Raw genomic sequence first — 22,097 nt, 5'->3', positions numbered from 1 at the left:
TAATCACAAATTCATGTCCTTCGCGATCCTTTCCTAAAAGGCAAACATTCCTTCAACGACACGACATCAGTTGGTGAATACATCCAGTATCGAAATGGTAATCGACATGTGCCTCCCTCTTTTTTTCATTTTCCAGAAGCGAACGAATGCACACCGATTTCCTCTTCATATTCGGTCAACGCCTCATCGAACATGCTTAATCCTTCATCAATCTGTTCTTTTGTCACGATCAGTGGTGGGATCATGCGGACCACTTCTCCTTGATTGCCGCATAGGTAGAAAAGAACACCTTTGTGCAGACAACGATTCAAAATATTCATCACTCCCTCCCCATTCGGTTCGCGAGTATGCGGGTGGACGATCTCGATGCCGATCATCAGACCGATCGAACGCACGTCTCCAATGACGGGATGCTTCCTTTTTAACAATCCCAGTTTTTTGCGTGCGTATTCCCCAACTTCCCTGCAATTTTCCAACAATTTTTCTTCCCTAAATACGTCTAAAGTTGCTAGCGCCGCTTCGCATGCAATGGGGTTGCCGCCAAACGTTGTCCCATGGCTGCCGAGTGGCCATTGTTTCATCAATTCTTTCGAAGCAACTGTTGCGCTGAGCGGCAACCCAGAAGCGATGCCTTTCGCAATGGCCATAATATCTGGGGTAACGCCAAATGTTTGAGCGGCAAACCATTCCCCTGTGCGCCCAAATCCTGTCTGCACCTCATCAAAAATAAGCAAAATACCATGGCGGTCACAAATTTCCCTTATTTTGCGCAGCCATCCTTTCGGAGGAACGATATATCCTCCTTCTCCCAACACTGGCTCGACAATCATGCACGCCACTTCTTCCGGAGTCACTTGATGGGCAAACAAGGACTCTACATCCTGTTCAAGCTTACGAGCGAAGTACACATCAGAATCCTCTCCTACCGGACAATGTTTTGGATTAGCATATGGAAGTTGGTACGTCAAGCCGTTGGGCTGCAAGTATTTCCGATATTTGCTTTTCGATGTGCTGACACTAAGCGCCCCTAACGAACGGCCATGAAAACATCCGGTAAACGAAATGACGTATGGTCGTCGTGTCACATGTTTCGCTAATTTGATTGCTCCTTCAATCGCCTCTGTTCCACTGTTGGCAAAAAAGAAGCAGTCAAGCCCTTCCGGCAAAATTTTTGTCAGCTCTTCGGCCAAACGCAAAATTGATTCATACATGATGACACCGCTCGGCCCATGCATCAGGCGGTCTGCGGCCTCTTTGATAGCCTGCACGACTTTTGGATGGCGATGACCCGTATTGGCCACAGCAATACCGGAAGTGAAATCAAGATATTTTTTTCCATCCAGTCCGTAATAGTAACATCCTTCTTCCTTCACAACCGGCAAATTCGGGTGGTCTTTCGCCATCGTTGGCGCGAGCAAATCATGCATTTTGTGAAAGAGAGGTAGCCAGTTGCCTTGTGTCATGTACATCCCCCTTCAGCCAAGCCATTTTGTTCATCGAAAACGGATTTGCAAGTTCTGTGCCACCTTTAAAACTATTCTTTATTTTTAGTTAATTATAATCGTTGATTCTATCCCTCTGTTTTAACCGGTTCCTATCATGACAGCTTTGTTTAGAATTCCACAACGGATCTAATTCATTGTTAAATCAAATAATTTATTTTTGAATCGACACGGATTGCTCTTCCTTCAGAAAACATTCTCTCGGAGTAGAAAGTCTCAAATCAAAAAACCGCACCACAAAAAGGTGGCACGGTCTCAAAAAGATAATATCGCCATCACTTTTTCGACTGCATCACGAAGTTTCCACAAGTAGTTTGACTAGGAACCACTGATCACGCCAATTCAGCAATGACCTCTTCGATGACATCCAATGCTTCCTCCAGCTGTTCATCTGTGATGACAAGCGGCGTTAATAGACGAATGACATTGCTGTATAGGCCCGCACTCATGATGATGACACCACGTTGATGGCATGCTCGCAAAATGGCGGCCGTTAATTCCCTATTCGGTACTTTTGTCTTTGCGTCAGTGACAAATTCGATGGCCACCATAGCCCCAAGTCCCCGTACATCCCCGATCGCCTCATACTTCTCCTGCAGCTGTCTGAACCGATTGATAACGATTTGTCCAATGTCATTGGCCCGTTCTACCAATCCTTCTTGTTGCAACATGCGAATCACTTCCAAAGCGGCCACGCAACCAAGCGGGCTGCCCCCGTATGTCCCGCCGATTTCTCCCGGATTGGGTGCATCCATGATTTCTGCCCTTCCCGTCACCGCACTGATCGGCACACCCGCTCCGATGGACTTCGACATGGTTATTAAATCAGGCACAACGTCAAAATGTTCAATGGCGAACATCTTCCCTGTTCGTCCAAATCCGGTCTGGATCTCATCGGCGATAAACAAAATCCCGTATTTTTCACAAATTTGTTTGACCCCTTGAACGAATGTTTTTGACGGAACAATAAACCCGCCTTCTCCTTGCACAGGCTCCATAATGATGGCAGCTACCTCGTCCGCCGGGACTTCTGAGAGAAAAAAGTCCTCAAGCCGCCGCAAAAGCTCGGCGTCCAATTCCTCGTTGGTCATGCCTGCTGGTTTTCGGTAATAATAGGGATACGGAAGTTTGTACGTATCCGGGGCAAAAGGTCCAAAACCAAATTTATATGGTTTCACTTTGCTTGTCAGCGACATCGCCAACAAGGTTCGCCCATGAAACCCTCTTTCAAAAGAGAGAATGGCTTTTCTCCCTGTATACTTTCGTGCAATTTTGACGGCATTTTCGACTGCTTCTGCCCCGCTGTTCAAGAAAAAGGTTTTGTTATGATGAGCACCTGGCGTGATGCGGTTTAACGTCTCGGCCAACTCAATATACGGCTCATACATCATCACATGGAAACACGGATGAATATACTGCTCCGCTTGTTTTTGGATCATTTCCACCACTTTCGGCGGGCAATGGCCGACATTGAGGCTTCCAATCGCCCCGGCCAAGTCGATAAACGTATTTCCATCCACATCGGTTAAGAGCGCTCCTTCTCCTTTTACCGCAAACGTCGATACCGTGTTAAACGGTCCCCGCGGAACATTCTGTTCTTTTTTTCTTAATAGCTCCTTTGCTTTTGGTCCCGGAATCGCTGTTTTTACTTGGATATATTTTTTTGTTTCTGCCTTCATCTTCTCCCTCCGTCCCATTGTGTATCATGATCCATCTTTTTAGATATGCAAAAAACATGCCAAAAACTTCATGCAAAATCATATAACAAGGAAAAAGGATTTTTTCGCCTCTTTGATAAAGTTAGTAATAGAAGCCTCACAGACTGCTAGGAGGGAAAGTATGCACCGTACAGCTGATGTTTTGGAATTCGAGTTGGACGCGATATTGAAATCATCAAACGACAATATTGTGATCGCAGACGAAAACGGGATCATTCTTCGCGCCAGCCCGAATTGCTTGTCCATATACGGAAAGGACGTCTCTTATTTAGTCGGAAAATCGGTTTATCAATTAGAAAAAGAAAACGTCTTTTGCCCTTCAGTTACAGCGAGAGTATTACGGGAGAAAAAAGAGGTCCAATTGATGCAGCAAACCGCCACCGGACGAGTTGTCATGGCGACAGGCGTGCCTGTATTTGACCACCAAAACCGCCTTGTCCGGATCATCAGTTTTTCCCATGATTTAACAGAGTTAGAGCGTTTGAAAGAAGACTATGAAAAGCTGAGAAAGCAGATGGAACATTATCAAATGGAAATAGAGGAGTTGAAGCCGGAACATATCGTTATTCAAAGCAAGGCGATGGAACGAATTTGGAAGCTCGTGCACCGCGTGGCCCAATCGGACGCGACGGTTCTTTTCCTCGGCGAGTCTGGAGTCGGAAAAAACGTATTCGCCCGTTCCCTTCACCTCCATAGCCCGAGGCGGAATGAACCGTTTATTGAGGTCAACTGCAGCGCCATTCCTGAATCACTGTTTGAATCGGAAATGTTCGGCTATGAAAAAGGATCCTTTACCGGTGCGCAAAAAACAGGAAAACCGGGGCTGATCGAACTGGCCGACAAAGGAACTCTCTTCCTTGATGAAATTGGCGAGCTTCCCCTTTCGATGCAAGCGAAACTGCTAAAAGTTTTGCAAGAGAAAAAAGTCATACGTGTTGGAGGGATTAAAGAACGAACGGTCAATTTTCGCCTGATCGCCTCGACAAATCAGAACCTAGCAGAGATGGTGAAGCAAGGAAAGTTCCGCCAAGATTTATTTTATCGTTTGCATGTGATTCCGATTTACGTTCCTTCTTTGCGTGAGAGAAAAGAAGATATTTTCATGCTGGCCCAATACTTTTTGAAAAAATTCAACCAAAAATATCAAATGGATAAATACTTTCATCCATCCATTGTCGACCATCTCGTTCAGTACGACTGGCCAGGCAACGTGCGTGAGCTGGAGAATATGATCGAACGGTTAGTCATTACTTCTGAAACGAGAGCCATTTATCCGGAATATCTTCCTTTTTCGATCCAGAAATATCCAGAGGTGATCACTCCCCATCAATCGTTGGAAAAACGGAACGAACCGTCGACATTAAAAGAAGCCATTGAACAAGTGGAACGGCAATGGCTCCTGCGTGCAGCCAAACAGTGCAAAACAACATACGAGATGGCTGATTATCTTGGCATCAGCCAGCCAACGGTCGTACGAAAGCTGAAAAAATACGGTGTTGATTCAAAAACGAATTAAGATTCATCTTTGAATGAAGCGTTCGCTCATTTTTGAACATACGCAAGCAAGGATGGACGTAAAAGCAGCCTTGTTTGCGTATTTCTTGTCTGCTTCCCCTTTTTGGCACACTTTTTGCTTCTAAAACCATCGCGAACCATTTTTCACTGCCCAAGGAGGTCTTGACATGTATCAACCGAAAGATTCTTCCCAATCACCCCGTTTTTGTGGGGTTCGCACCTTTATGCGGTTGGAACAGATCAAAACAACAGACGATGTCGATTTTGTCATAGTTGGCGTTCCTTTTGACACCGCGGCATCAAACCGAACCGGACAACGATATGGCCCACAGCACATTCGCAATTTCTCTGTCTTGCTTCGCCCTTACAATCCAGATATGGATATTGATATTTTTGCCTATTGTTCCGGCGTCGATTACGGGGATATTGATGTCATTCCCGGCAATGCGTTGCGCACGTATGATCGTATCGTCGAAGAGCTGCGACCATTGTTGAAGAAAGATATCGTTCCGATTCTGATGGGCGGCGATCACTCCATTACATTGGGACACTTGCGGGCTTTTTACGAACGCTTTGGCCCCATCGCGCTCGTTCATTTTGACTCGCATAGCGACACGTGGGACCATTACTACGGAGAAAAATATATGCATGGCACGCCGTTCCGCCGCGCTGTCGAGGAAGGGCTGCTTGATGTGGATCATTCCATTCAAGTCGGGATGCGCGGACCGCTTTACAGTGCTGATGATATCGAGGACGCCCGACGGCTTGGTTTTGAAGTCATTCCGATGAAAGAGGTCCGGCAAATGGGCTTTTCGGAAGTAATGCGCCGCATCCATCAACGCGTCGGTGACAAACCGGTTTTCGTTTCTTACGATATTGACTTTGTCGATCCTGCTTTTGCCCCGGGGACTGGCACACCGGAAGTGGGCGGACCAACCAGCTACGAGGCACTCGAATACGTAAGGGGACTCGATGGACTAAATATTGTCGGGTTTGATCTCGTCGAAGTTTTGCCTGCTTACGACAGCGGAGAAGTGACCGCTCTATTGGCTTCTGCGATTATGTATGAGATGATTACACTTGTGGCGTTGAAGAAAAAGCGGTCACAGGCCAACAACCTATCGACAACGACAACATCCTAAAAACATGTCACAAACAAAAAGGAGCGGCTTTCAATGGCTCAGGACCATGTGTATATCAACGGAAAATGGTACAAAGGAGAAGGAGAAAAAAGGGCGGTGATCAATCCTTCGAATGAGGAAGTCATCATAGAAATCAATGAAGCATCCCAACAACAAACAGTAGAAGCAATCCAAGCGGCCCGTCATGCCTTTCAATACACCGATTGGCCATCGAATCCGGCAAGAAGAATGGCCGTCCTTCGGCAACTGGCTGATTTGTTGGAACAGAACGCGGAAACATTCGCTGCCATTGAGACGTTGAATACAGGGAAACCGATTCGCGAATCGCGCCTCGATGTCAGTGATTCGATCCAATGCCTCCGTTACTACGCCGATTTTGTTGAGCAACGGACCATCGAGGAAAAGAAAAGAACCGATGGCACGACAAGCAAAGTCATTGAGGAACCGATCGGGGTATGCGCTCTCATCGTGCCTTGGAATTTCCCCCTCTTATTGGGGATATGGAAATTGGCCCCGGCGCTTGCGGCGGGAAATACAGTGGTATTTAAACCATCAGAACTGACGCCGCTATCATTCATAGAGCTGACGAAGCTGATCGATTCCATCGGTCTCCCGCCGGGCGTGTTTAATCTCGTGCTTGGCAGTGGTTCGCCGGTTGGAGAAACATTAGTGACACATCCTGATGTGGAAAAAATATCGTTTACTGGCGGAACGAAAACCGGACGATGGATTTACGAACAATGTGCTCGTGGGTTGAAGCGAGTGTCTTTGGAACTCGGCGGAAAATCCCCGCTGCTCATTTTTGACGATGCCGATCTTACTAGCACCGTCGAGTGGGCACTGTTTGCCTCCTTCTTCAATCAAGGGGAAGTGTGTGTGGCTGCTTCGCGCATTCTTGTACAACGGCGTGTTTATAATTCGTTGATTGATCAGCTAACCCAAAGACTGGCTTCCCTCCGTATTGGCGATCCTTTCGCGGAAAACACGGAGATGGGACCACTAATCAGCTCCTCACATTTAGAAAAAGTGGAAACATATATCCAGATTGGCTTGCAGGAAGGAGCGGTGCTGCTACAGGGTGGAGAACGAATCAAGGAACGGGGGTATTATCTCACCCCTGCTGTTTTCGCCCATGTCCGTCAAGACATGCGTATCGTCCAAGAAGAAATCTTTGGTCCTGTCATTACTTTGCAACCGTTTGAACATGACAACGAAGCCATCGGCCTGGCGAACGAGACAATATACGGACTAGCAGCTGGCATATTCAGCCGCAATCTCGAACGGGCGGAACAAATCGCCGGAAAATTGAGAGCTGGAACCATTTGGATTAACAGTTATCACACTCCTTATGTCGATGCTCCTTGGGGCGGCATGAAACAAAGCGGAATCGGTCGGGAGCTTGGGCCGCAAGGATTCGCCGCTTTTACGGAAACAAAGCATGTGAACATCAGCCAACACGGCAAACCACTCGGATGGTATCCATCACGCTCCTGATTTCGTCCTTAGGACGAAATCAGTGTAAGGTTATTATTCTGAATATTAAAAATATAAAAAACAAGGAGGACCGATCATCATGAAATGGATAGAACGGTTGGGCCATGATGATATTCGCCCCACCCCGATGAACGAACGAAGCATGAACTTCTTTAGCACGTTTACCCTTTGGATTGCGGCAAATGTGGTGATTACGACTGTCATGACGGGTATGATGTTTGTTCCTGACATTTCCTTTTCCAACGCCATGCTGGCGATCATTGTCGGTTCGGCGATCGGTGCTATTCCGCTCGCCCTTACCGGAAACATCGGCATCCGCACCGGGCTCCCTACAATGGTGATCACAAGAGCGGCCTTTGGACAAAAAGGAGCCATCCTTCCCGCCCTTGTCAACACCATCATTTTAATCGGCTGGAGCTGGATTCAAGCCTATATGGCTGGCCTTAGTCTGAATTATGCCGTTCATTACACCACTGGATACAGTAATATTAATCTATTTGTGATCTTGACAGAGCTTCTTGTTGTAGTCATTACAATTTTTGGCCACCGAGGTGTGGAACGGATAGAGAAATATATATCGATTGCTATGCTGATTTTATCGTTCCTCGTTTTTTACAAAATTTTTACGACTTACGACATTTCAACACTCGTCGAAATGAAATTGAGCGAGCATCCATCCATCACCACGATCATCGCCTTTGACATCGTCGTCGCCACCGCCTTTTCTTGGATGTCGACGGTTTGCGATTTCAATCGCAACTGCCGCTCAGAAACAAGCGGGTTTTGGGGAACGTATTTTGGCTATCTTGTCGCTTCCATTGTCGCAATGGGGCTCGGCGCTGTCGTCAGCGGCTTTAGCATTGCCTCCAACATGGAAAGGACGTATGATCCTACCATTCTCCTTGCCGCTTACGGGTTTGGATTGATCTCATCCATCGTCGTTTTCTTTTCTGTACTCTCGACCAATGTCATGGCCTTATATAGCGCCACGATGTCGTTTATGAACATCTTCCCACGCGCAGGCTTTTGGAAACCGACATTGATCATGGGAGTGATTTGCACACTTGGCGCCTTGCTGAAAGAAGTGCTAATGTCTCAGTTCTTTAACTTCATTATGCTGATTGCCACGTTGTTCATTCCTGTGTTTGCGATTGTGCTCGTTGATTACTTTTTTATCAAAAAAGGGGTATATGATGCTGAAGATATTTTGTACGATACAAAAGGTCACTATCGCTATCAAAAAGGAGTCAACATCGCCGCCTACTTCACCTATATCGTCGGAGCTGTCTTCGCCTATTATTTTACGTACATTCATCCGCTTGCCGTCGGCTCCACCATGCTGACATTTCTTTTATCAGGGACGGTTTATTTTGTGTTGATGAGATGGACAAAACAAATCGCTGCAAACATGAATTCTGTCGAACTTGAATCTCCTACTAAACTGGAGGGATGATATGAACCTATCGTTTGACATCGCGTTGGCGCAGATGGCATCAGTAACTGGTGATATTGGCGCCAACTTGGCCAAAATGAAAGTGATCATCAATGAGTGCAAACGACAGTTCCCTAATGTCCGCCTTCTTCTGTTCCCGGAACTTTGCACTACTGGTTATGTACTGTCAGAAGTACTAAAAGAACTGGCTGAGACACCTGATGGGTCTACGTTCCAGTATATGAGCCGGATGGCCCAACAATTTCAATTGTACATTGCTTACGGATACGTTGAAAAGGACGATATAGAAAATATATACAACTCTCTTATGTTGATTCATCCCAATGGACAATGTATCGGAAATTACCGAAAAATCCACTTGACTCCTTTTGAAAAAGCCTGGTTTTCTTCGGGAGCCGAGCCGGTGCTGGTGGATACCGACCTTGGCCGTATCGGTCTGATGATTTGTTGGGACTTAGCTTTTCCGGAACTAGCAAGATACCTAGCCGTCCATGGATCCGAGCTTCTTCTCGTTCCATGTGCTTGGGAATCTCCATTTCATGCACCGTTTCAAAAATTAGCCATGGCCAGAGCGATCGATAATACGGTTTATGTTGCTGCATGCAATCAAATCGGACGGCCTTCTTCTTTCCATTTCTTTGGTTTATCCTCTATTTATGGGCCGGATGGAAGTGAAATAGCCGCAGCCAACATGGACGAACGGGAAGAAATCATACACGCAATGATCGATCACAACCAACGCCAAGAGTTAAAGAAAAACTTTTATACAATGATGGACGAACGACGGACAGACCTTTACCGAGAATGGACTTGGAAGGAATGACGAGAAAATGATCATCAAAAAACTCATCGACCTCTCCATGCCGATCACGGCCCAAACTCCGGTTTACCCCGGGGATCCGAAGCCGCACATCGAACCGGCGGCCACGTTCGCCGCTGACGGCTACCATGTCAGCCGCCTTGTGCTCGGTTCGCATAGCGGCACCCATGTCGATGCGCCGTTCCATTTTTGCGAGCACGGCTGGCGGTTGGATGACGTGCCGCTCTCTTATTTTCTCGGCCGCGGCGTTGTGATCGATGCCACGGGGAAAACGGAAGGGGAAGCGGTGACGATGGCGGATGCTGCCGTGTATATGCCGAAGCTGTCGCCGGGAATGATCGTTTTGTTTCACACCGGCTGGTCGTCGTACGTCGGAACGGAGCAGTATTTTCGCCACCCGTACGTCGCGCCGGATGTCATTGAAGCGATGCTCGAACGGGGCGTTCGCACGTTTTTGATCGATGCCCTGAACATCGATCCGTCGGATGGTTCCTCGTTTCGCGCTCATGAACTTATTCTCGGCGCCAACGGGGTGATCGGGGAAAACTTCACCAACTTCGATCAAATCGATTTTGATGACCCATACATTATCGCTCTGCCCCTTTCCTTGCCCAGCGGCGACGGCTCGCCTGTTCGGGCGGTGGCGGTGCAATGGGGGTGACCAGTCGATCGGACATACGAAACGCCCCGTATCTTCTTCGATGCGGGGCGCCCTCTCTCTAGTTATTTTATCCACTTGATGACTCGCGCTGGGTTTCCGCCAACGACCGCGTTAGCGGGAACGTCCTTTGTCACGACAGCGCCTGAGGCGATGACAGCGTTGTCACCGATCGTGACACCTGGGTTGATCACAGCTCGTCCGCCGATCCAAACGTTATCCCCGATAGTGACCGGTTTCCCGTATTCGCGGCCGCTGTTCCGCTCGTGCGGGTCAAGCGGATGCGTCGCCGCATAAATGTGCACGCCGGGACCGATAAAACAATGATCGCCGATCCGCACTTCACAGACGTCTAAAATGACGCCATCAAAGTTCATGAAAAAATGTTCGCCAACATGAATGTTATACCCATAGTCACAGCGGAAGTTCGGCTCGATGTACAGCTGTTTTCCTGTTGAGCCGAACAGTTCCCTTAACAATTGAACCCGCTTTTCATATTCCGTTTCCAATGTTTCATTAATATAAGCGAACGAGCCGTCTCGCCCGCTCTTTCACAAGCAGCGGATCGGCCGAAAAAGCCGTCATGCTCTTTCGGCGGCATCACCCTTGCCGACGTTTCCCTTCCTGATAGTAAGCATCCATCACGTCCTTCGGCACCATGCTTCCGCCTGTGGCCCAGCAAATATGGGTGGCTTTGTTCATTTTTTCTGTCAAATGGTGCTGCTCGAGATACATGCGCGCTGCTTGGTCTTGACACAAACGAACAGGCCCTGCGACCCCTGCCAATGCCGACGGTTCCAAGCGGATCTCCTCCGTATCGATCATCGCCGCGAGCAGCCGATAAAGGGTGGAATCATCCACTGTATAGACGCCGCTGATGACGTGTTCGAGCATCTTTCCGACCAGTCGCGAAGGGCGGCCGACGGCCAGCCCGTCGGCTTCGGTTCGGTTATCTATGCCAAACTCCTGCACCGAGACGCGATCGTGTTCACCCGTCATCAGCCCAAGCAGCATACAAGGCGAATGGGTTGGCTCGGCGAAAAAGCAATGCACATGATCCCCGTACACGAGTTTCAAACCAAACGTCACCCCGCCCGGTCCGCCGCCAACTCCACAAGGAAGGTAGACAAACAGCGGGTGATCTTCATCGACGATGATGTTCTTGTCTTCTAACTGTTGCTTTAACCTCAACGCCGCCACCGCGTATCCTAAAAACAAATGAATCGAATTCTCGTCATCGATAAAATACGAGGCGGGGTCTTCAGCCGATTGTCTTCTCGCCTCTTCGACCACTTTGTTGTAATCGGTGAGATGTTCGACCACCGTCACCCCTTTGCTTCGCAGCAAATCTTTCTTCCACTGTTTCGCGTCCGCCGACATATGCACCGTCACATGAAATCCAAGCCGCGCGCCGATGATTCCGATGCTCAGGCCTAAATTTCCCGTTGAACCAACGACAAGCGAATAGCGGGAAAAGAACTTCCGAAACTCCTCGTCAGCGAAGACTGCGTAGTCATCCTCTATGGAAATCAAACCGTTTGCGAGCGCGAGGTCTTCGGCATGTTTCAAGACCTCATAAATCCCCCCTCTCGCCTTGATTGATCCGGAGATGGGGAGATGGCTGTCGCATTTGAGCCATACTTCCCCTTCAATCGGCTGCCCGCTCATCTCTTCCAAATACCGTTGCATTTTCGGAATCTTTATTAGCGGCGATTCAATGATTCCGCCACTGTCCCGCGTTTCCGGAAACGCCTTGGCGATATACGGGGCAAAGCGCGCCAACCGTTCTTCAGCTTCCTTGACATCGCGTTCACCGAGCGGAAGATGTCGGGTGGCTTGATCAAATGAACAAATGTTTGGATTCGGCCAAAACACTTCTTCTGTTCTGATCATATTCTCCAACAACGGAAGTTCCCTCATCCATTGTCGAATCGTTTTCCCCGCTACGATTCGGTTCTCCATGTCTTTCCTCCTCATCCATATGTAAAAAGCATCTACTTCCAGTATAATAGAAAACGTGAATCGCTGGTATAGGGGAGGAAAACGGTCTTGAACATCGTCCCAACAAAACAATTAGACCGCGCTCTAGTCAACCAGTTTTTTATCGAACATTGGGGAAGTCCACAAATGGTAGTGTCGACTGGTGTTTATGACTGCAGCGAGCTGGACGGATTTGCGGCTGTTGAAAATGGAAAACGAATCATCGGACTTGTTACGTTCCTTATTCGCAAAAACGAATGCGAGATCATCTCGCTAGACAGCATAATGGAAAACCGCGGCGTCGGCAGCGCCCTTTTGCATGAGGCAGAAACATGGGCGAGGCAACAAGGGTGCACCGTGGTTCGACTGATCACGACGAATGACAACTTGCATGCACTTCGTTTCTACCAAAAGCGCGGCTATCAAATCGTAAATGTCTTTCCGAACGCCGTCGACAAGGCGCGGCAAATCAAGCCAAGCATTCCGCTGATGAGCGCTGAGGGCATTCCGATTCGGGATGAGCTATTGCTTGTGAAACGACTAGGGTGACACGGTGCAATGATGACGTCTTCTTGAAAAAGAAACACCAGCCTTCTCCCAAGGCTAGTGCTTCTTTCAATATTTTATACTCCTCACCTATGAAGCTAGTCGCTAGGAGTATTAAAGCTCGGTGGTTATATGATAAATGTAATATACTCCATAGGCGATGCTAATGAGGGAGACGGTTTTCACCATCCATTGGCTTATGGCTTGCCGTTTCACTTTCATCCAAACGAACGGAACGCCAAGAAGTGTGGTGAACAACATCATGCCGATGACCGTCCCTAAGCCAAAAAGCAAAATAAAGGAAAAGGCCATCCAAGTTCCTTTGACCGTCGTCATCGTCAACAACACCATTCCGGCACTTCCGGCCAAACCATGAACAATGCCGATCAATGTCGATTTGATATGAAAATGATGAATATCGCCACGGCGATGATGATCCATGCTCATTGGCGAGCGAAAACTGGCAATTCCTAAAATGACGATCATAACGCCAACGACCATTTCAAGGTAAGAAGCAACCCGTTCAGGAATTTGTCGCTCAAAAGCGATCATCGCCATCCCGACGATGAGCAGCGTCAACGTATGGCCGATTCCCCAAAACATGCCGGCCAGCGACGAAAGGGAAAGTTTTTTTGTTCGGCTGACAATCGTAGAAACCGCAATAACATGATCCGGTTCTGTCGCATGTTTCATTCCTAGCAGCAATCCAAACAAGAGCACAGGCCATATCGTTCCCATTGTCTTCTTCCTTTCTCTTGTCAATATTTCCTCCAGCAAACTGGCGCTTTCTCACCACATTGGTGGCGAATAAACTGGTGGATACGTTGAAATATCGCTTCGATGGCCGATGTTTCATACGCCAATATACGTACAGAAAAGCCTGGAACGGCTGCCGCTGAAAAACCGCAGCGAACCTCTTGCGGCATCTCTTCCATGAATTGGTTGAACTGTTCTAACACTTCCTTTGTGATGAACGGAGAAAGAGCCACCAATGATCCGACATGCGTATAGCCGCCAAGCTGCAGCATGCTCGTTAAGTGCTGCCGCGAATCCAAGTACAGATGATCAAACAGAACGAGCGCCTCGTCTTGATACACCTTCAGTTTCGAACGAATCCAATCGTAGCGGAACAGTTGGCCGCTCTCTGACCAACCCGGCGTGATGATCTCCCCATACATAAATGTCGAACGGCTTGTTACATGAACGACGGTCTCTTGGATAAAACGGGCTTGTTCGTAGGCAATGAGAGGATCGGGAAAATATTCGAGAACACTTTCATCACCCAAGGAAAATTGCGTATATTGCCCAACAGGCGCATACGGGGTTTTGTATACTTTTGTCGCCGCTTGTGTCGTCACCATCAATCTGGCGTGAGACTCTAACTTCATATTGATCTCGTAGCGGTCGCCATTGACGTATCCTCCTCCAACGTGAACAAGATATAATGTCGGATGAGCAGAATCGAGATAAACAGGGCGCATCAGTTTCAGCGCTCCTTCATTATAAGTGTCAGAAATGACAGTGCGGCCGTCTTTCACGACCGCTGTGCATTGCAAACGCCCCGTCCAGCTCATTCGTCCAACCCTGCCAACAGCACCTGTTTTTCGATCCAATCCACAACGTCAAAAAGCCCGATCTCTTCTTTTAAATTTGTAAAAATGACCGGCTTCGCCCCTCGCGCCGCTTTGGCATCCCGTTCCATCACTTCCAGACTGGCACCGACGAAAGGGGCAAGATCAATTTTATTAATCACGAGCAAATCCGACTTAATCATCCCCTGTCCGCCTTTGCGCGGTATTTTTTCCCCTTGGGCGACGTCGATGACGTAAATGGAGAAATCAACAAGCTCCGGACTGAAGGTCGCCGCCAAGTTATCGCCGCCGCTCTCGATAAAAATGAGCTCAACATCCGGATGGCGCCGCTTCAGTTCATCAATGGCTGCAAAATTCATTGATGCATCTTCGCGAATGGCGGTATGTGGGCACCCGCCCGTTTCGACGCCGATAATCCGATCTTCCGGCAGAACGCTATGTTTAATTAAAAATTGGGCATCTTCTTTTGTATAAATATCATTCGTAATGACCGCGATGCTAAAGCGGTGGTGCATCACCCGCGTCAGTTTCTCGACAAGCATCGTTTTGCCGGCGCCAACGGGGCCGCCGATGCCGATTCGTACCGGTTCGATCATGATATTCCCCCTTCTTCGTTTTTCATTCCAACCCAAATAGGCGCTTTTTTGTTTGTCCAGTATTATGACATAAACAACCGGACCGGAAGGCGTTCATGTTGCATTTGCGCGATTTCTAAGCCAATGGCTGCCGCCCCGAGCTCCTCTTCGCCGAGCATCTCGATGATGTTCGTGGCATGAATCAAATATGGCTGCACCATGACGAGCAGCTGTTGCCCGTCCGTTTGGCCGAGGGGAATGCCGCGGACCGCGTTTTGCACCATCGTTTGTACAGAAGTAAACAAATACGTCAGCACCGTCGTTTGTTTGGTTGCCCCGATTTTGCGACCGACTGCCGCAAACGCGATAGCCGGATGAATGGACTGCTTCGTTTGTACGATCTCATCGAGTTCATCGACCGAATAAATGTGGCGGCAAAGTTTCCATAAACGCTCTCCGATCATTCTCGTTCCTTCCCGCGTTTCCTTCGCTAGGCAGAGAGCAAACAGCGTTTCGTTCAACCGTTGCAGTCCTTCGATGCTGTTGGCTTTCAACTGCTCATAGGCGATCCGGCACGCTAATCCATCCGTATACGTCAGCTGGGTTTGAATGTAAACGATAAGTGATTGACGAAATGTTTTGGCATCACAAATTTGCTCATTGTACATGTATGTTTCAAACCCAAAGGAATGGGAAAATGCTCCAGATGGAAAATTCGAATCCGAGAGCTGCAACAGCCACAATAGCTGTTGGTCAGTCATGGCGGTGGCCGATATGACGAAACGCTTGTTTTACTTTCCGTTTTTCCCGCTTGTACGGGATGTGCAGCTGTTTGAGCAGCTCTTCGACTAAATAGTCGTATTGGACAAGCATTTCCCCTTCCTCGAATTGGGCGGGCAAATGGCGGTTGCCAAGCTGATGAGCGATCTCCCCCATTTGTTTCAACGAAACCGGCTTTATAACAAGCAAATCCTCAGGAAGAACGGAAACAACGATCGCGTTATAGTCATCCATCCACAATACATCTCCATCCGCCAATTCTTTCGCTTCCTTTAGGCGAATGCCAAGTTCCCGCCCATGATCGGTCACGACCCGCTGGATTCGCTTCACTAAATCGTCGCTCGCCATGTACACCCGTTCAATATGCGGGGGAAGAGAAGAGATGGTTTGAATATTGCCGACAATCGTTTCAATAATCATCTGCCATCACCTCAAAAAAGAAAATATCGTTGCGCCATGGCCACCACTTCGGCCGGCTCGCACGTAATGAGCCGCCCGTCGACCTTCACTTCATACGTCTGCGGATCAACATCGATGTGGGGCATGGCGTTGTTGAACACCATATCGTTTTTCGATAAACGGCGAATATTCCCGACCGGTTTCACCGTTTTTTGCAGCCCCAGCTTATCAGGAATGCCACGTTCAAGCGCCGCTTTGGATAAAAAGGTGATGGACGTTTTCGCGATGGCGGCGCCATAGCTGGCGAACATCGGGCGGTACAGAGCGGGCTGCGGCGTCGGAATGCTGGCGTTCGGGTCGCCCATCACGCTGTAGGCGATCATCCCGCCTTTGATGACGAGCTCAGGCTTGACCCCGAAAAAAGCGGGATGCCAAACGACCAAATCTGCGAATTTTCCGACTTCCACCGAACCGACATATTCGGCAATCCCATGAGTAATGGCTGGATTGATCGTGTATTTAGCGACATACCGTTTGACGCGGACATTATCGCCCCGCCCCGTTTCCTCCGGCAAGCGGCCAAACTGTTTTTTCATTTTGTCCGCCGTTTGCCATGTACGCAAAATGACTTCCCCAACGCGCCCCATCGCTTGGGAATCGGAACTGATCATGCTGAACGCGCCGATGTCGTGTAAAATATCTTCAGCAGCGATCGTTTCTTTGCGAATGCGCGAATCGGCAAACGCAATGTCTTCTGGAACAGATGGATCTAAATGATGACACACCATTAGCATATCCAAATGCTCATCAAGCGTGTTTTTTGTATACGGCCGCGTCGGATTCGTGGAAGAAGGCAAAATGTTCGGGAAGCTGGCAACTTTCATAATATCGGGCGCATGCCCCCCTCCGGCTCCTTCCGTATGGTATGTATGAATCACGCGCCCGTTAATGGCCTCTAGCGTATGCTCGACAAACCCGCCTTCATTCAATGTATCCGTATGAATGGCGACTTGCACATCGTACTCATCGGCCACCTGCAAGCATGCGTCAATCGCCGCCGCCGTCGTTCCCCAGTCTTCATGAAGTTTGAGCCCAATCGCTCCAGCGCAGACCTGTTCAGTGATCGGTTCTTTCGCCGATGCGTTGCCTTTTCCTAAAAAACCGATATTCATTGGGAACGCTTCAGCAGCTTCAAGCATCCGGTAAATGTTCCACTCTCCCGGCGTGCACGTCGTGGCATTCGTTCCAGTCGCCGGTCCGGTCCCGCCGCCAATCATCGTCGTAATGCCGGATGACAAAGCTGTTTCGATTTGCTGCGGGCAAATGAAATGGATATGGGCGTCGACCCCGCCGGCGGTCACGATTTTTCCTTCCGCCGCGATCACTTCCGTTGAGGCGCCGATGACAATATTGACACCGTCCATTAACAGCGGATTCCCAGCTTTGCCGATAGCGGCGATCTTCCCGTCTTTGATCCCGATATCGGCTTTGTAAATGCCAGTGTAATCAACGACGACAGCATTCGTCAGCACTAAATCGACCGCTTCGTCGCGGGTTGCGAGCGGATGTTGCCCCATCCCGTCGCGAATCACCTTCCCACCGCCGAATTTCACTTCATCGCCGTAAACCGTATAGTCATGCTCAATTTCAACCCATAAGTCCGTATCCGCTAGCCGGATGCAGTCCCCAGTCGTCGGCCCAAACATATCCGCGTATTGCCGTCTTGACATAGAAAAACTCATTCTCTTACTCTCCCTTCTTGCTGCCATCAAGGAGGCCGTTGACCATATTGTTTAATCCGTACACCCGGCGTTCGCCGGAGAACGGAACAAGCTCTACTTGCTTCGCATCTCCGGGCTCAAAACGAACCGCTGTCCCGGCTGGAATGTTCAAATGCTTTCCATACGCCGCCTGCCGGTCAAATTCAAGAAATGCGTTGACTTCAAAAAAGTGAAAATGGGAACCAACCTGCACCGGGCGGTCGCCGCGGTTGATGACCGTCAGTTTCGTGACTGGTTTCTGCCGATTGCAAACAATCGGTTCGTCACGCAATCGATATTCTCCTGGGATCATAGGACCACTCCTTTATCCATCTTCATTGAATCGACCGGCGTCGTTACGACCGGATCGGCTGATGGACGGTGACGAGTTTCGTACCGTCGGGAAACGTCGCTTCCACTTGAATCTCTTCAATCATGTCAGCAACTCCTTCCATCACATCGTCCCGCGTCAAAATCGTTGCGCCGTATTGCATCAGCTCCGCCACCGTCCGTCCGTCGCGGGCACCTTCCAACAGCTCATACGTAATGAGCGCCACCGCTTCCGGATAATTCAGTTTCAATCCTCGTTCTTTCCGGCGGCGCGCCAAATCGGCGGCCACGACGATCAACAGCTTTTCCTGTTCGCGCGGAGTCAGTTTCACTCATCTCTCCCCCTCTTAAATGTCCCCACCTATTCTCGCAGGTTCAAGAAATCTCTCATCGCTAACCCGCGGCCTGTGGCTTAAACAGCAAGAAACGATTGAATATAAGTCAAATCCGCCTCATCGACATCCCCCTTCGCCACGACAGTGCCGCAATCCAAAATATAGAAATGATCGGCACAAGAAAACGCCAGCTCCACGTTATGTTCGACCAACACGATGCCGACCTGCTTTTCTTCGGCGATTTTCATAATCACATCATGAATCAACTCAACGATCGACGGCTGAATGCCTTCCATCGGTTCATCAAGCAAGAGCAGTTTCGGCTCGCCGGCTAACGCGCGGGCGATGGCCAACTGTTGTTGCTGTCCGCCGCTTAAATCCCCTCCCTTTCGCTGGCGCATCTCTTTTAAGACTGGAAATAATGCATATATTTCCTCAAGGATCGGCTGAGGACGGACGTTCTCGGCCTGCGCTTCCAACCCGAGAAGGAGATTTTCTTCCACTGTCAGCGCAGAGAAAATTTCCCTCCCTTGCGGCACATAACCGATCCCTGCCCGCGCCCGCCGCTCCGGCGGCCATCGCGTGATATCTTCTCCTTCCCATTCGATCACGCCTGACATCGGGCGAATCAACCCGATGATCGTTTTCATCAACGTCGTTTTGCCGACCCCATTTCTGCCTAACACCGCTGTCACCCGGCTGAGAGGAATGTCCATGCGAACTTGATCGAGCACAACACTTTCATCATAGCCAGCGGTTACATTCCGGAGACATAACATGCGTTTTTCCTCCTTCCAAGATACACATCGATGACTTGTTCGTTTTGCTGCACCTCATCAATCGAGCCTTCGCACAATACTTTTCCTTCATGCATCACCGTCACTTGTTTCGAATAGCGGCGGACAAAGTCCATATCATGCTCCACAATGATCACCGCACAATGTTCAGCAATTTCATGAAGCCATTCCCCCGTGCGCTCCCGTTCCGCTGCGCTCATGCCAGCAATCGGCTCATCCAATAGGAGAAGTTGCGGACGCTGAATCAGTTGCATGCCGATTTCCAACCACTGTTTTTGTCCATGAGACAGAGTGCCGGCTAAGCGATGACGTTCATCAAGCAATCCCATTCTCTCTAGTTGGGCTGCCATGATCTCTTCCTCTTCTTCGGTCCGCTTCGCCCGCAAAACAGAACGCAGGCGCCGATCTTGACGAATGGCCAACTCCATATTTTCCCATACTGTCAAAAACGGAAAAATGGAAGGGCTTTGAAACTTCCGGGCAATCCCCATTTGCACGATCTCGTATTCCGGCTGTTTCGTGATGTCATGGGAGAAAAACATCACTCGACCGTCCATCGCTCTCGTCCGTCCGCAAATGACATCGAGAAGTGTTGTTTTCCCCGCTCCATTCGGGCCGATCAAAAACCGCACTTCATGAGGGTAAACGGCGAGATCAACACCTTGCAAAGCGCGAAATCCATCAAAGTCAACAATCACATCACGACACATCAACACGGGCTTCATGTTCATGCCCCTTTTTGCTTTGATGCGAACAGCAACGAGCGATTCATAAATGCCCGCCAATCCTTTCGGCACGAATAACACAACAACGACAAACAGCGCGCCTAACAAAAGCAACCATAGGTCGGGATAATTTTCGCTTAAAAAACTTTTCGCCGTGTTCATGACAATCGCGCCAACGATCGCGCCCATGAGCGAGTGGCGTCCGCCGACAGCCACCCATAACACCATTTCAATTGAAGGAATAATCCCCATCATCTCTGGGGAAATGAGCCCGACTTGCAGGACAAACAACGCTCCGGCCACCCCGGCAAAAGCTGCCGACAAACTATACACAAACACTTTATAGACGGTCGGATTGAATCCTAAAAAACGGACCCGGTTTTCCGCGTCGCGAATCGCGATAAGCACCTTCCCCAATCGTCCGGACGTCAAGCGGCGCGCCGCGACGAAAATGAGAGCGAGACAGATTGTTGTCAGCCAATACAAAACGATTTGCGTGAGCGGCGATGATAGCGAAAAACCAAATACAGTTGAAAAATTGGTCAAGCCGTTCGTTCCACCTGTCCATTCTTGCTTGCCGATAAACAATGTCACCAATACGACGACCACCGCCTGGGAGAGAAGAGAAAAATAGACGCCTTTAATCCGATTTTTAAATGTGAAATAGCTTAATAGCGCAGCTAGCAACGTAGGAAGAGCGATCGCGGCGGCAATGGCCACCATAGGATACGAAAACGGCTTCCAAAACCAGGGCAGTTCGCGTACGCCGCTCCATTCCATAAAATCAGGCAAATGCCCTCGCGAAGCTTCGAGCTTCAAATACATCGCCATGCAATAAGCGCCTAATCCGAAGTACACCCCATGGCCAAGGCTCAAAATGCCGGTATAACCCCAAATGAGGGAGATGCCGACCGCCACGATGGCCAAGCAAAGAAATTTGCCGAGCAGGGACAAGCGAAACTCAGTCAAATAAAACGGCGCAAGAAACAAGGCGGCAAAAAACAGCCAGTATCCCCAACGTTGATTCACCATGCTCCCCCCTCAATCAAGCGACCGCGTTCTCACGTTAAGAAGACCGGATGGTTTCCATTGCAAGAACGCAATAATCAAAACGAACACAATGACTTTGGCCATAGTGGCACTTGTGGAATACTCGACGAACGTCGAAATCAAGCCAATGCCAAATGCCCCCAGCAGCGTCCCGGCCAGTTTTCCTACTCCCCCTAAAATGACGACCATAAACGCATCGACAATATAGTAAGTGCCGATCGTCGGCCCGATCGGCCCAAGCAAGGTCAACGCGCATCCCGCCACTCCCGCCAACCCTGAACCGATGGCAAACGAGTAAGCATCGACCTTTTGCGTGGCAATGCCGAGGCAGGCCGCCATCGACCGGTTTATGGTAACAGCTTGAATGCGTCGGCCAGTTTGTGTTTTCATTAAATACAGATAGAGAAAGAAAACGATCGCCAACACAAGACAAAGAATAAACAACCGTTTATACGGAAACACCGCCCCGAACAAGCGGATTCCGCCATCGAGCCAGCTTGGCGGCACAACGGCCACGTTGGGCGCCCCAAAGATGAGGCGGGCCGTCTGCTGCAAAATCAAACTGATCCCCCATGTCGCTAACAAACTGTCCAACGGACGGCGATACAAATGACGGATTAAACTTTTTTCCAACCCCCAGCCAAGCAGAGCGGCGATCAAAAATGACAACGGAATGGCAACGACAAAATACAGTCCTGCCGAGTGCGGCATATCGTTGGCAAACCATTGTTGGATCACATAAGTCGTATACGCTCCGACCATCATCAATTCACCGTGCGCCATATTGATGACACCCATCAGCCCGAACGTGATCGCCAACCCTATGGCAATCAAAAGCAAAATTGAACCGAGGCTCAGCCCGTTGAATAATTGGTCGATGAACATCGCTATCCCCCTCTCATGTCCGCTGGGCGAGAAGGAAGGAA

The 22,097-nt window shown here is 49.2% G+C and carries 21 protein-coding genes and 2 pseudogenes; 7 read left to right on the top strand and 16 right to left on the bottom strand.

The genetic code is table 11. The features are described from left to right. Positions 1-125: 125 nt before the first annotated feature. Both NST29_RS08475 and gabT read right to left on the bottom strand, forming a co-directional pair. On the bottom strand, positions 126-1,463 hold the full coding sequence (locus NST29_RS08475) for an aspartate aminotransferase family protein (protein ID WP_033019091.1): 1,338 nt from the start codon (positions 1,461-1,463) through the stop codon (positions 126-128). A 371-nt stretch (positions 1,464-1,834) separates the two neighbouring features. Beyond that, the gene (gene gabT, locus NST29_RS08470; RefSeq protein WP_033019092.1) at positions 1,835-3,181 is read right to left on the bottom strand and encodes a 4-aminobutyrate--2-oxoglutarate transaminase; all 1,347 of its coding nucleotides are present in this window, start codon (positions 3,179-3,181) and stop codon (positions 1,835-1,837) included. Between the two features lie 160 nt (positions 3,182-3,341). Here gabT and NST29_RS08465 point away from each other — a divergent pair, with 160 nt between their 5' ends. From NST29_RS08465 to NST29_RS08440, 6 genes are all read left to right on the top strand, one after another. Further along, on the top strand, positions 3,342-4,736 hold the full coding sequence (locus NST29_RS08465) for a sigma 54-interacting transcriptional regulator (protein WP_033019093.1): 1,395 nt from the start codon (positions 3,342-3,344) through the stop codon (positions 4,734-4,736). A gap of 166 nt (positions 4,737-4,902) precedes the next feature. Continuing rightward, positions 4,903-5,877, top strand: coding sequence for an agmatinase (gene speB, locus NST29_RS08460; RefSeq protein ID WP_339232932.1), 975 nt, complete (start codon positions 4,903-4,905; stop codon positions 5,875-5,877). A 33-nt stretch (positions 5,878-5,910) separates the two neighbouring features. After that, entirely contained in the window at positions 5,911-7,371 is a 1,461-nt protein-coding gene (locus tag NST29_RS08455) for an aldehyde dehydrogenase family protein (RefSeq protein WP_033019096.1), read from the top strand. Positions 7,372-7,450: 79 nt separating this feature from the next. Beyond that, positions 7,451-8,824 carry a cytosine permease gene (locus NST29_RS08450; protein ID WP_200878274.1) on the top strand — a complete coding sequence of 458 codons (1,374 nt, stop codon included), beginning with the start codon at positions 7,451-7,453 and terminating at the stop codon, positions 8,822-8,824. Position 8,825: 1 nt separating this feature from the next. Next, positions 8,826-9,647, top strand: a complete 822-nt coding sequence (locus tag NST29_RS08445; RefSeq protein WP_033019098.1) for a carbon-nitrogen hydrolase family protein — start codon at positions 8,826-8,828, stop codon at positions 9,645-9,647. A 7-nt stretch (positions 9,648-9,654) separates the two neighbouring features. Further along, the gene (locus tag NST29_RS08440; protein WP_033019099.1) at positions 9,655-10,305 is read left to right on the top strand and encodes a cyclase family protein; all 651 of its coding nucleotides are present in this window, start codon (positions 9,655-9,657) and stop codon (positions 10,303-10,305) included. Positions 10,306-10,367: 62 nt separating this feature from the next. Here NST29_RS08440 and NST29_RS08435 read toward each other — a convergent pair. Then, positions 10,368-10,887, bottom strand: a pseudogene (locus NST29_RS08435) (sugar O-acetyltransferase). Positions 10,888-10,902: 15 nt separating this feature from the next. Next, positions 10,903-12,264: a D-serine ammonia-lyase gene (locus NST29_RS08430; protein WP_033019101.1), complete on the bottom strand. Its 1,362-nt coding sequence runs from the start codon at positions 12,262-12,264 to the stop codon at positions 10,903-10,905. Between the two features lie 87 nt (positions 12,265-12,351). Between NST29_RS08430 and NST29_RS08425 the strand changes: the two genes are divergently transcribed. Continuing rightward, positions 12,352-12,831, top strand: a complete 480-nt coding sequence (locus tag NST29_RS08425) for a GNAT family N-acetyltransferase (RefSeq protein WP_033019102.1) — start codon at positions 12,352-12,354, stop codon at positions 12,829-12,831. A 111-nt stretch (positions 12,832-12,942) separates the two neighbouring features. Here the strand turns inward: NST29_RS08425 and NST29_RS08420 are convergent, their stop codons facing one another. The 12 genes and pseudogenes from NST29_RS08420 to urtB all read right to left on the bottom strand — a co-directional run bounded on the left by NST29_RS08420 (position 12,943) and on the right by urtB (position 22,062). Then, a complete protein-coding gene (locus tag NST29_RS08420) occupies positions 12,943-13,566 on the bottom strand; it encodes an urease accessory protein UreH (RefSeq protein WP_033019103.1) in 624 nt (207 codons plus the stop codon). Between the two features lie 20 nt (positions 13,567-13,586). After that, positions 13,587-14,402: an urease accessory protein UreD gene (locus NST29_RS08415; protein ID WP_033019105.1), complete on the bottom strand. Its 816-nt coding sequence runs from the start codon at positions 14,400-14,402 to the stop codon at positions 13,587-13,589. After that, complete coding sequence (gene ureG / locus NST29_RS08410) at positions 14,399-15,013, bottom strand: urease accessory protein UreG (RefSeq protein WP_031409133.1); 615 nt, start codon at positions 15,011-15,013, stop codon at positions 14,399-14,401. Before ureG ends, NST29_RS08415 begins: the two co-directional genes overlap by 4 nt. Before the next feature lie 65 nt (positions 15,014-15,078). Continuing rightward, a complete protein-coding gene (locus tag NST29_RS08405; protein WP_033019107.1) occupies positions 15,079-15,756 on the bottom strand; it encodes an urease accessory protein UreF in 678 nt (225 codons plus the stop codon). Beyond that, positions 15,749-16,195 (bottom strand): urease accessory protein UreE, encoded by a 447-nt coding sequence (gene ureE, locus NST29_RS08400; RefSeq protein ID WP_033019108.1) that lies wholly within the window; start codon positions 16,193-16,195, stop codon positions 15,749-15,751. The genes NST29_RS08405 and ureE overlap by 8 nt, the downstream gene beginning before the upstream one ends. Positions 16,196-16,206: 11 nt before the next feature. Then, positions 16,207-17,916: an urease subunit alpha gene (ureC, locus tag NST29_RS08395; protein WP_339232930.1), complete on the bottom strand. Its 1,710-nt coding sequence runs from the start codon at positions 17,914-17,916 to the stop codon at positions 16,207-16,209. 4 nt (positions 17,917-17,920) lie between these two features. Further along, positions 17,921-18,247 carry an urease subunit beta gene (locus NST29_RS08390; RefSeq protein ID WP_144974744.1) on the bottom strand — a complete coding sequence of 109 codons (327 nt, stop codon included), beginning with the start codon at positions 18,245-18,247 and terminating at the stop codon, positions 17,921-17,923. A gap of 43 nt (positions 18,248-18,290) precedes the next feature. Then, on the bottom strand, positions 18,291-18,596 hold the full coding sequence (locus NST29_RS08385) for an urease subunit gamma (protein ID WP_031409124.1): 306 nt from the start codon (positions 18,594-18,596) through the stop codon (positions 18,291-18,293). 80 nt (positions 18,597-18,676) lie between these two features. After that, a complete protein-coding gene (urtE, locus tag NST29_RS08380) occupies positions 18,677-19,378 on the bottom strand; it encodes an urea ABC transporter ATP-binding subunit UrtE (protein ID WP_031409122.1) in 702 nt (233 codons plus the stop codon). After that, complete coding sequence (urtD, locus tag NST29_RS08375; protein ID WP_339232926.1) at positions 19,357-20,121, bottom strand: urea ABC transporter ATP-binding protein UrtD; 765 nt, start codon at positions 20,119-20,121, stop codon at positions 19,357-19,359. The genes urtE and urtD overlap by 22 nt, the downstream gene beginning before the upstream one ends. Continuing rightward, positions 20,096-21,153: pseudogene (gene urtC / locus NST29_RS08370) on the bottom strand (urea ABC transporter permease subunit UrtC). Before urtC ends, urtD begins: the two are co-directional and overlap by 26 nt. A gap of 9 nt (positions 21,154-21,162) precedes the next feature. Beyond that, positions 21,163-22,062 carry an urea ABC transporter permease subunit UrtB gene (gene urtB / locus NST29_RS08365; protein ID WP_339232987.1) on the bottom strand — a complete coding sequence of 300 codons (900 nt, stop codon included), beginning with the start codon at positions 22,060-22,062 and terminating at the stop codon, positions 21,163-21,165. Positions 22,063-22,097 lie beyond the last annotated feature (35 nt).

The sequence above is a fragment of the Geobacillus sp. FSL W8-0026 genome, from assembly GCF_037966255.1.
Taxonomy (GTDB): domain Bacteria; phylum Bacillota; class Bacilli; order Bacillales; family Anoxybacillaceae; genus Geobacillus; species Geobacillus icigianus.
The sequence above is the reverse complement of the archived record's forward strand: the minus strand, read 5'-3'. Positions and strand labels throughout refer to the sequence as shown.

Coding starts and splice junctions, on each gene's coding strand:
- NST29_RS08475 (WP_033019091.1), bottom strand. CDS start 1,463: ATGACACAAGGCAACTGGCTACCTCTCTTTCACAAAATGCATGATTTG.
- gabT (WP_033019092.1), bottom strand. CDS start 3,181: ATGAAGGCAGAAACAAAAAAATATATCCAAGTAAAAACAGCGATTCCG.
- NST29_RS08465 (WP_033019093.1), top strand. CDS start 3,342: ATGCACCGTACAGCTGATGTTTTGGAATTCGAGTTGGACGCGATATTG.
- speB (WP_339232932.1), top strand. CDS start 4,903: ATGTATCAACCGAAAGATTCTTCCCAATCACCCCGTTTTTGTGGGGTT.
- NST29_RS08455 (WP_033019096.1), top strand. CDS start 5,911: ATGGCTCAGGACCATGTGTATATCAACGGAAAATGGTACAAAGGAGAA.
- NST29_RS08450 (WP_200878274.1), top strand. CDS start 7,451: ATGAAATGGATAGAACGGTTGGGCCATGATGATATTCGCCCCACCCCG.
- NST29_RS08445 (WP_033019098.1), top strand. CDS start 8,826: ATGAACCTATCGTTTGACATCGCGTTGGCGCAGATGGCATCAGTAACT.
- NST29_RS08440 (WP_033019099.1), top strand. CDS start 9,655: ATGATCATCAAAAAACTCATCGACCTCTCCATGCCGATCACGGCCCAA.
- NST29_RS08430 (WP_033019101.1), bottom strand. CDS start 12,264: ATGGAGAACCGAATCGTAGCGGGGAAAACGATTCGACAATGGATGAGG.
- NST29_RS08420 (WP_033019103.1), bottom strand. CDS start 13,566: ATGGGAACGATATGGCCTGTGCTCTTGTTTGGATTGCTGCTAGGAATG.
- NST29_RS08415 (WP_033019105.1), bottom strand. CDS start 14,402: ATGAGCTGGACGGGGCGTTTGCAATGCACAGCGGTCGTGAAAGACGGC.
- NST29_RS08405 (WP_033019107.1), bottom strand. CDS start 15,756: ATGACTGACCAACAGCTATTGTGGCTGTTGCAGCTCTCGGATTCGAAT.
- ureE (WP_033019108.1), bottom strand. CDS start 16,195: ATGATTATTGAAACGATTGTCGGCAATATTCAAACCATCTCTTCTCTT.
- ureC (WP_339232930.1), bottom strand. CDS start 17,916: ATGAGTTTTTCTATGTCAAGACGGCAATACGCGGATATGTTTGGGCCG.
- NST29_RS08390 (WP_144974744.1), bottom strand. CDS start 18,247: ATGATCCCAGGAGAATATCGATTGCGTGACGAACCGATTGTTTGCAAT.
- urtE (WP_031409122.1), bottom strand. CDS start 19,378: ATGTTATGTCTCCGGAATGTAACCGCTGGCTATGATGAAAGTGTTGTG.
- urtD (WP_339232926.1), bottom strand. CDS start 20,121: ATGAAGCCCGTGTTGATGTGTCGTGATGTGATTGTTGACTTTGATGGA.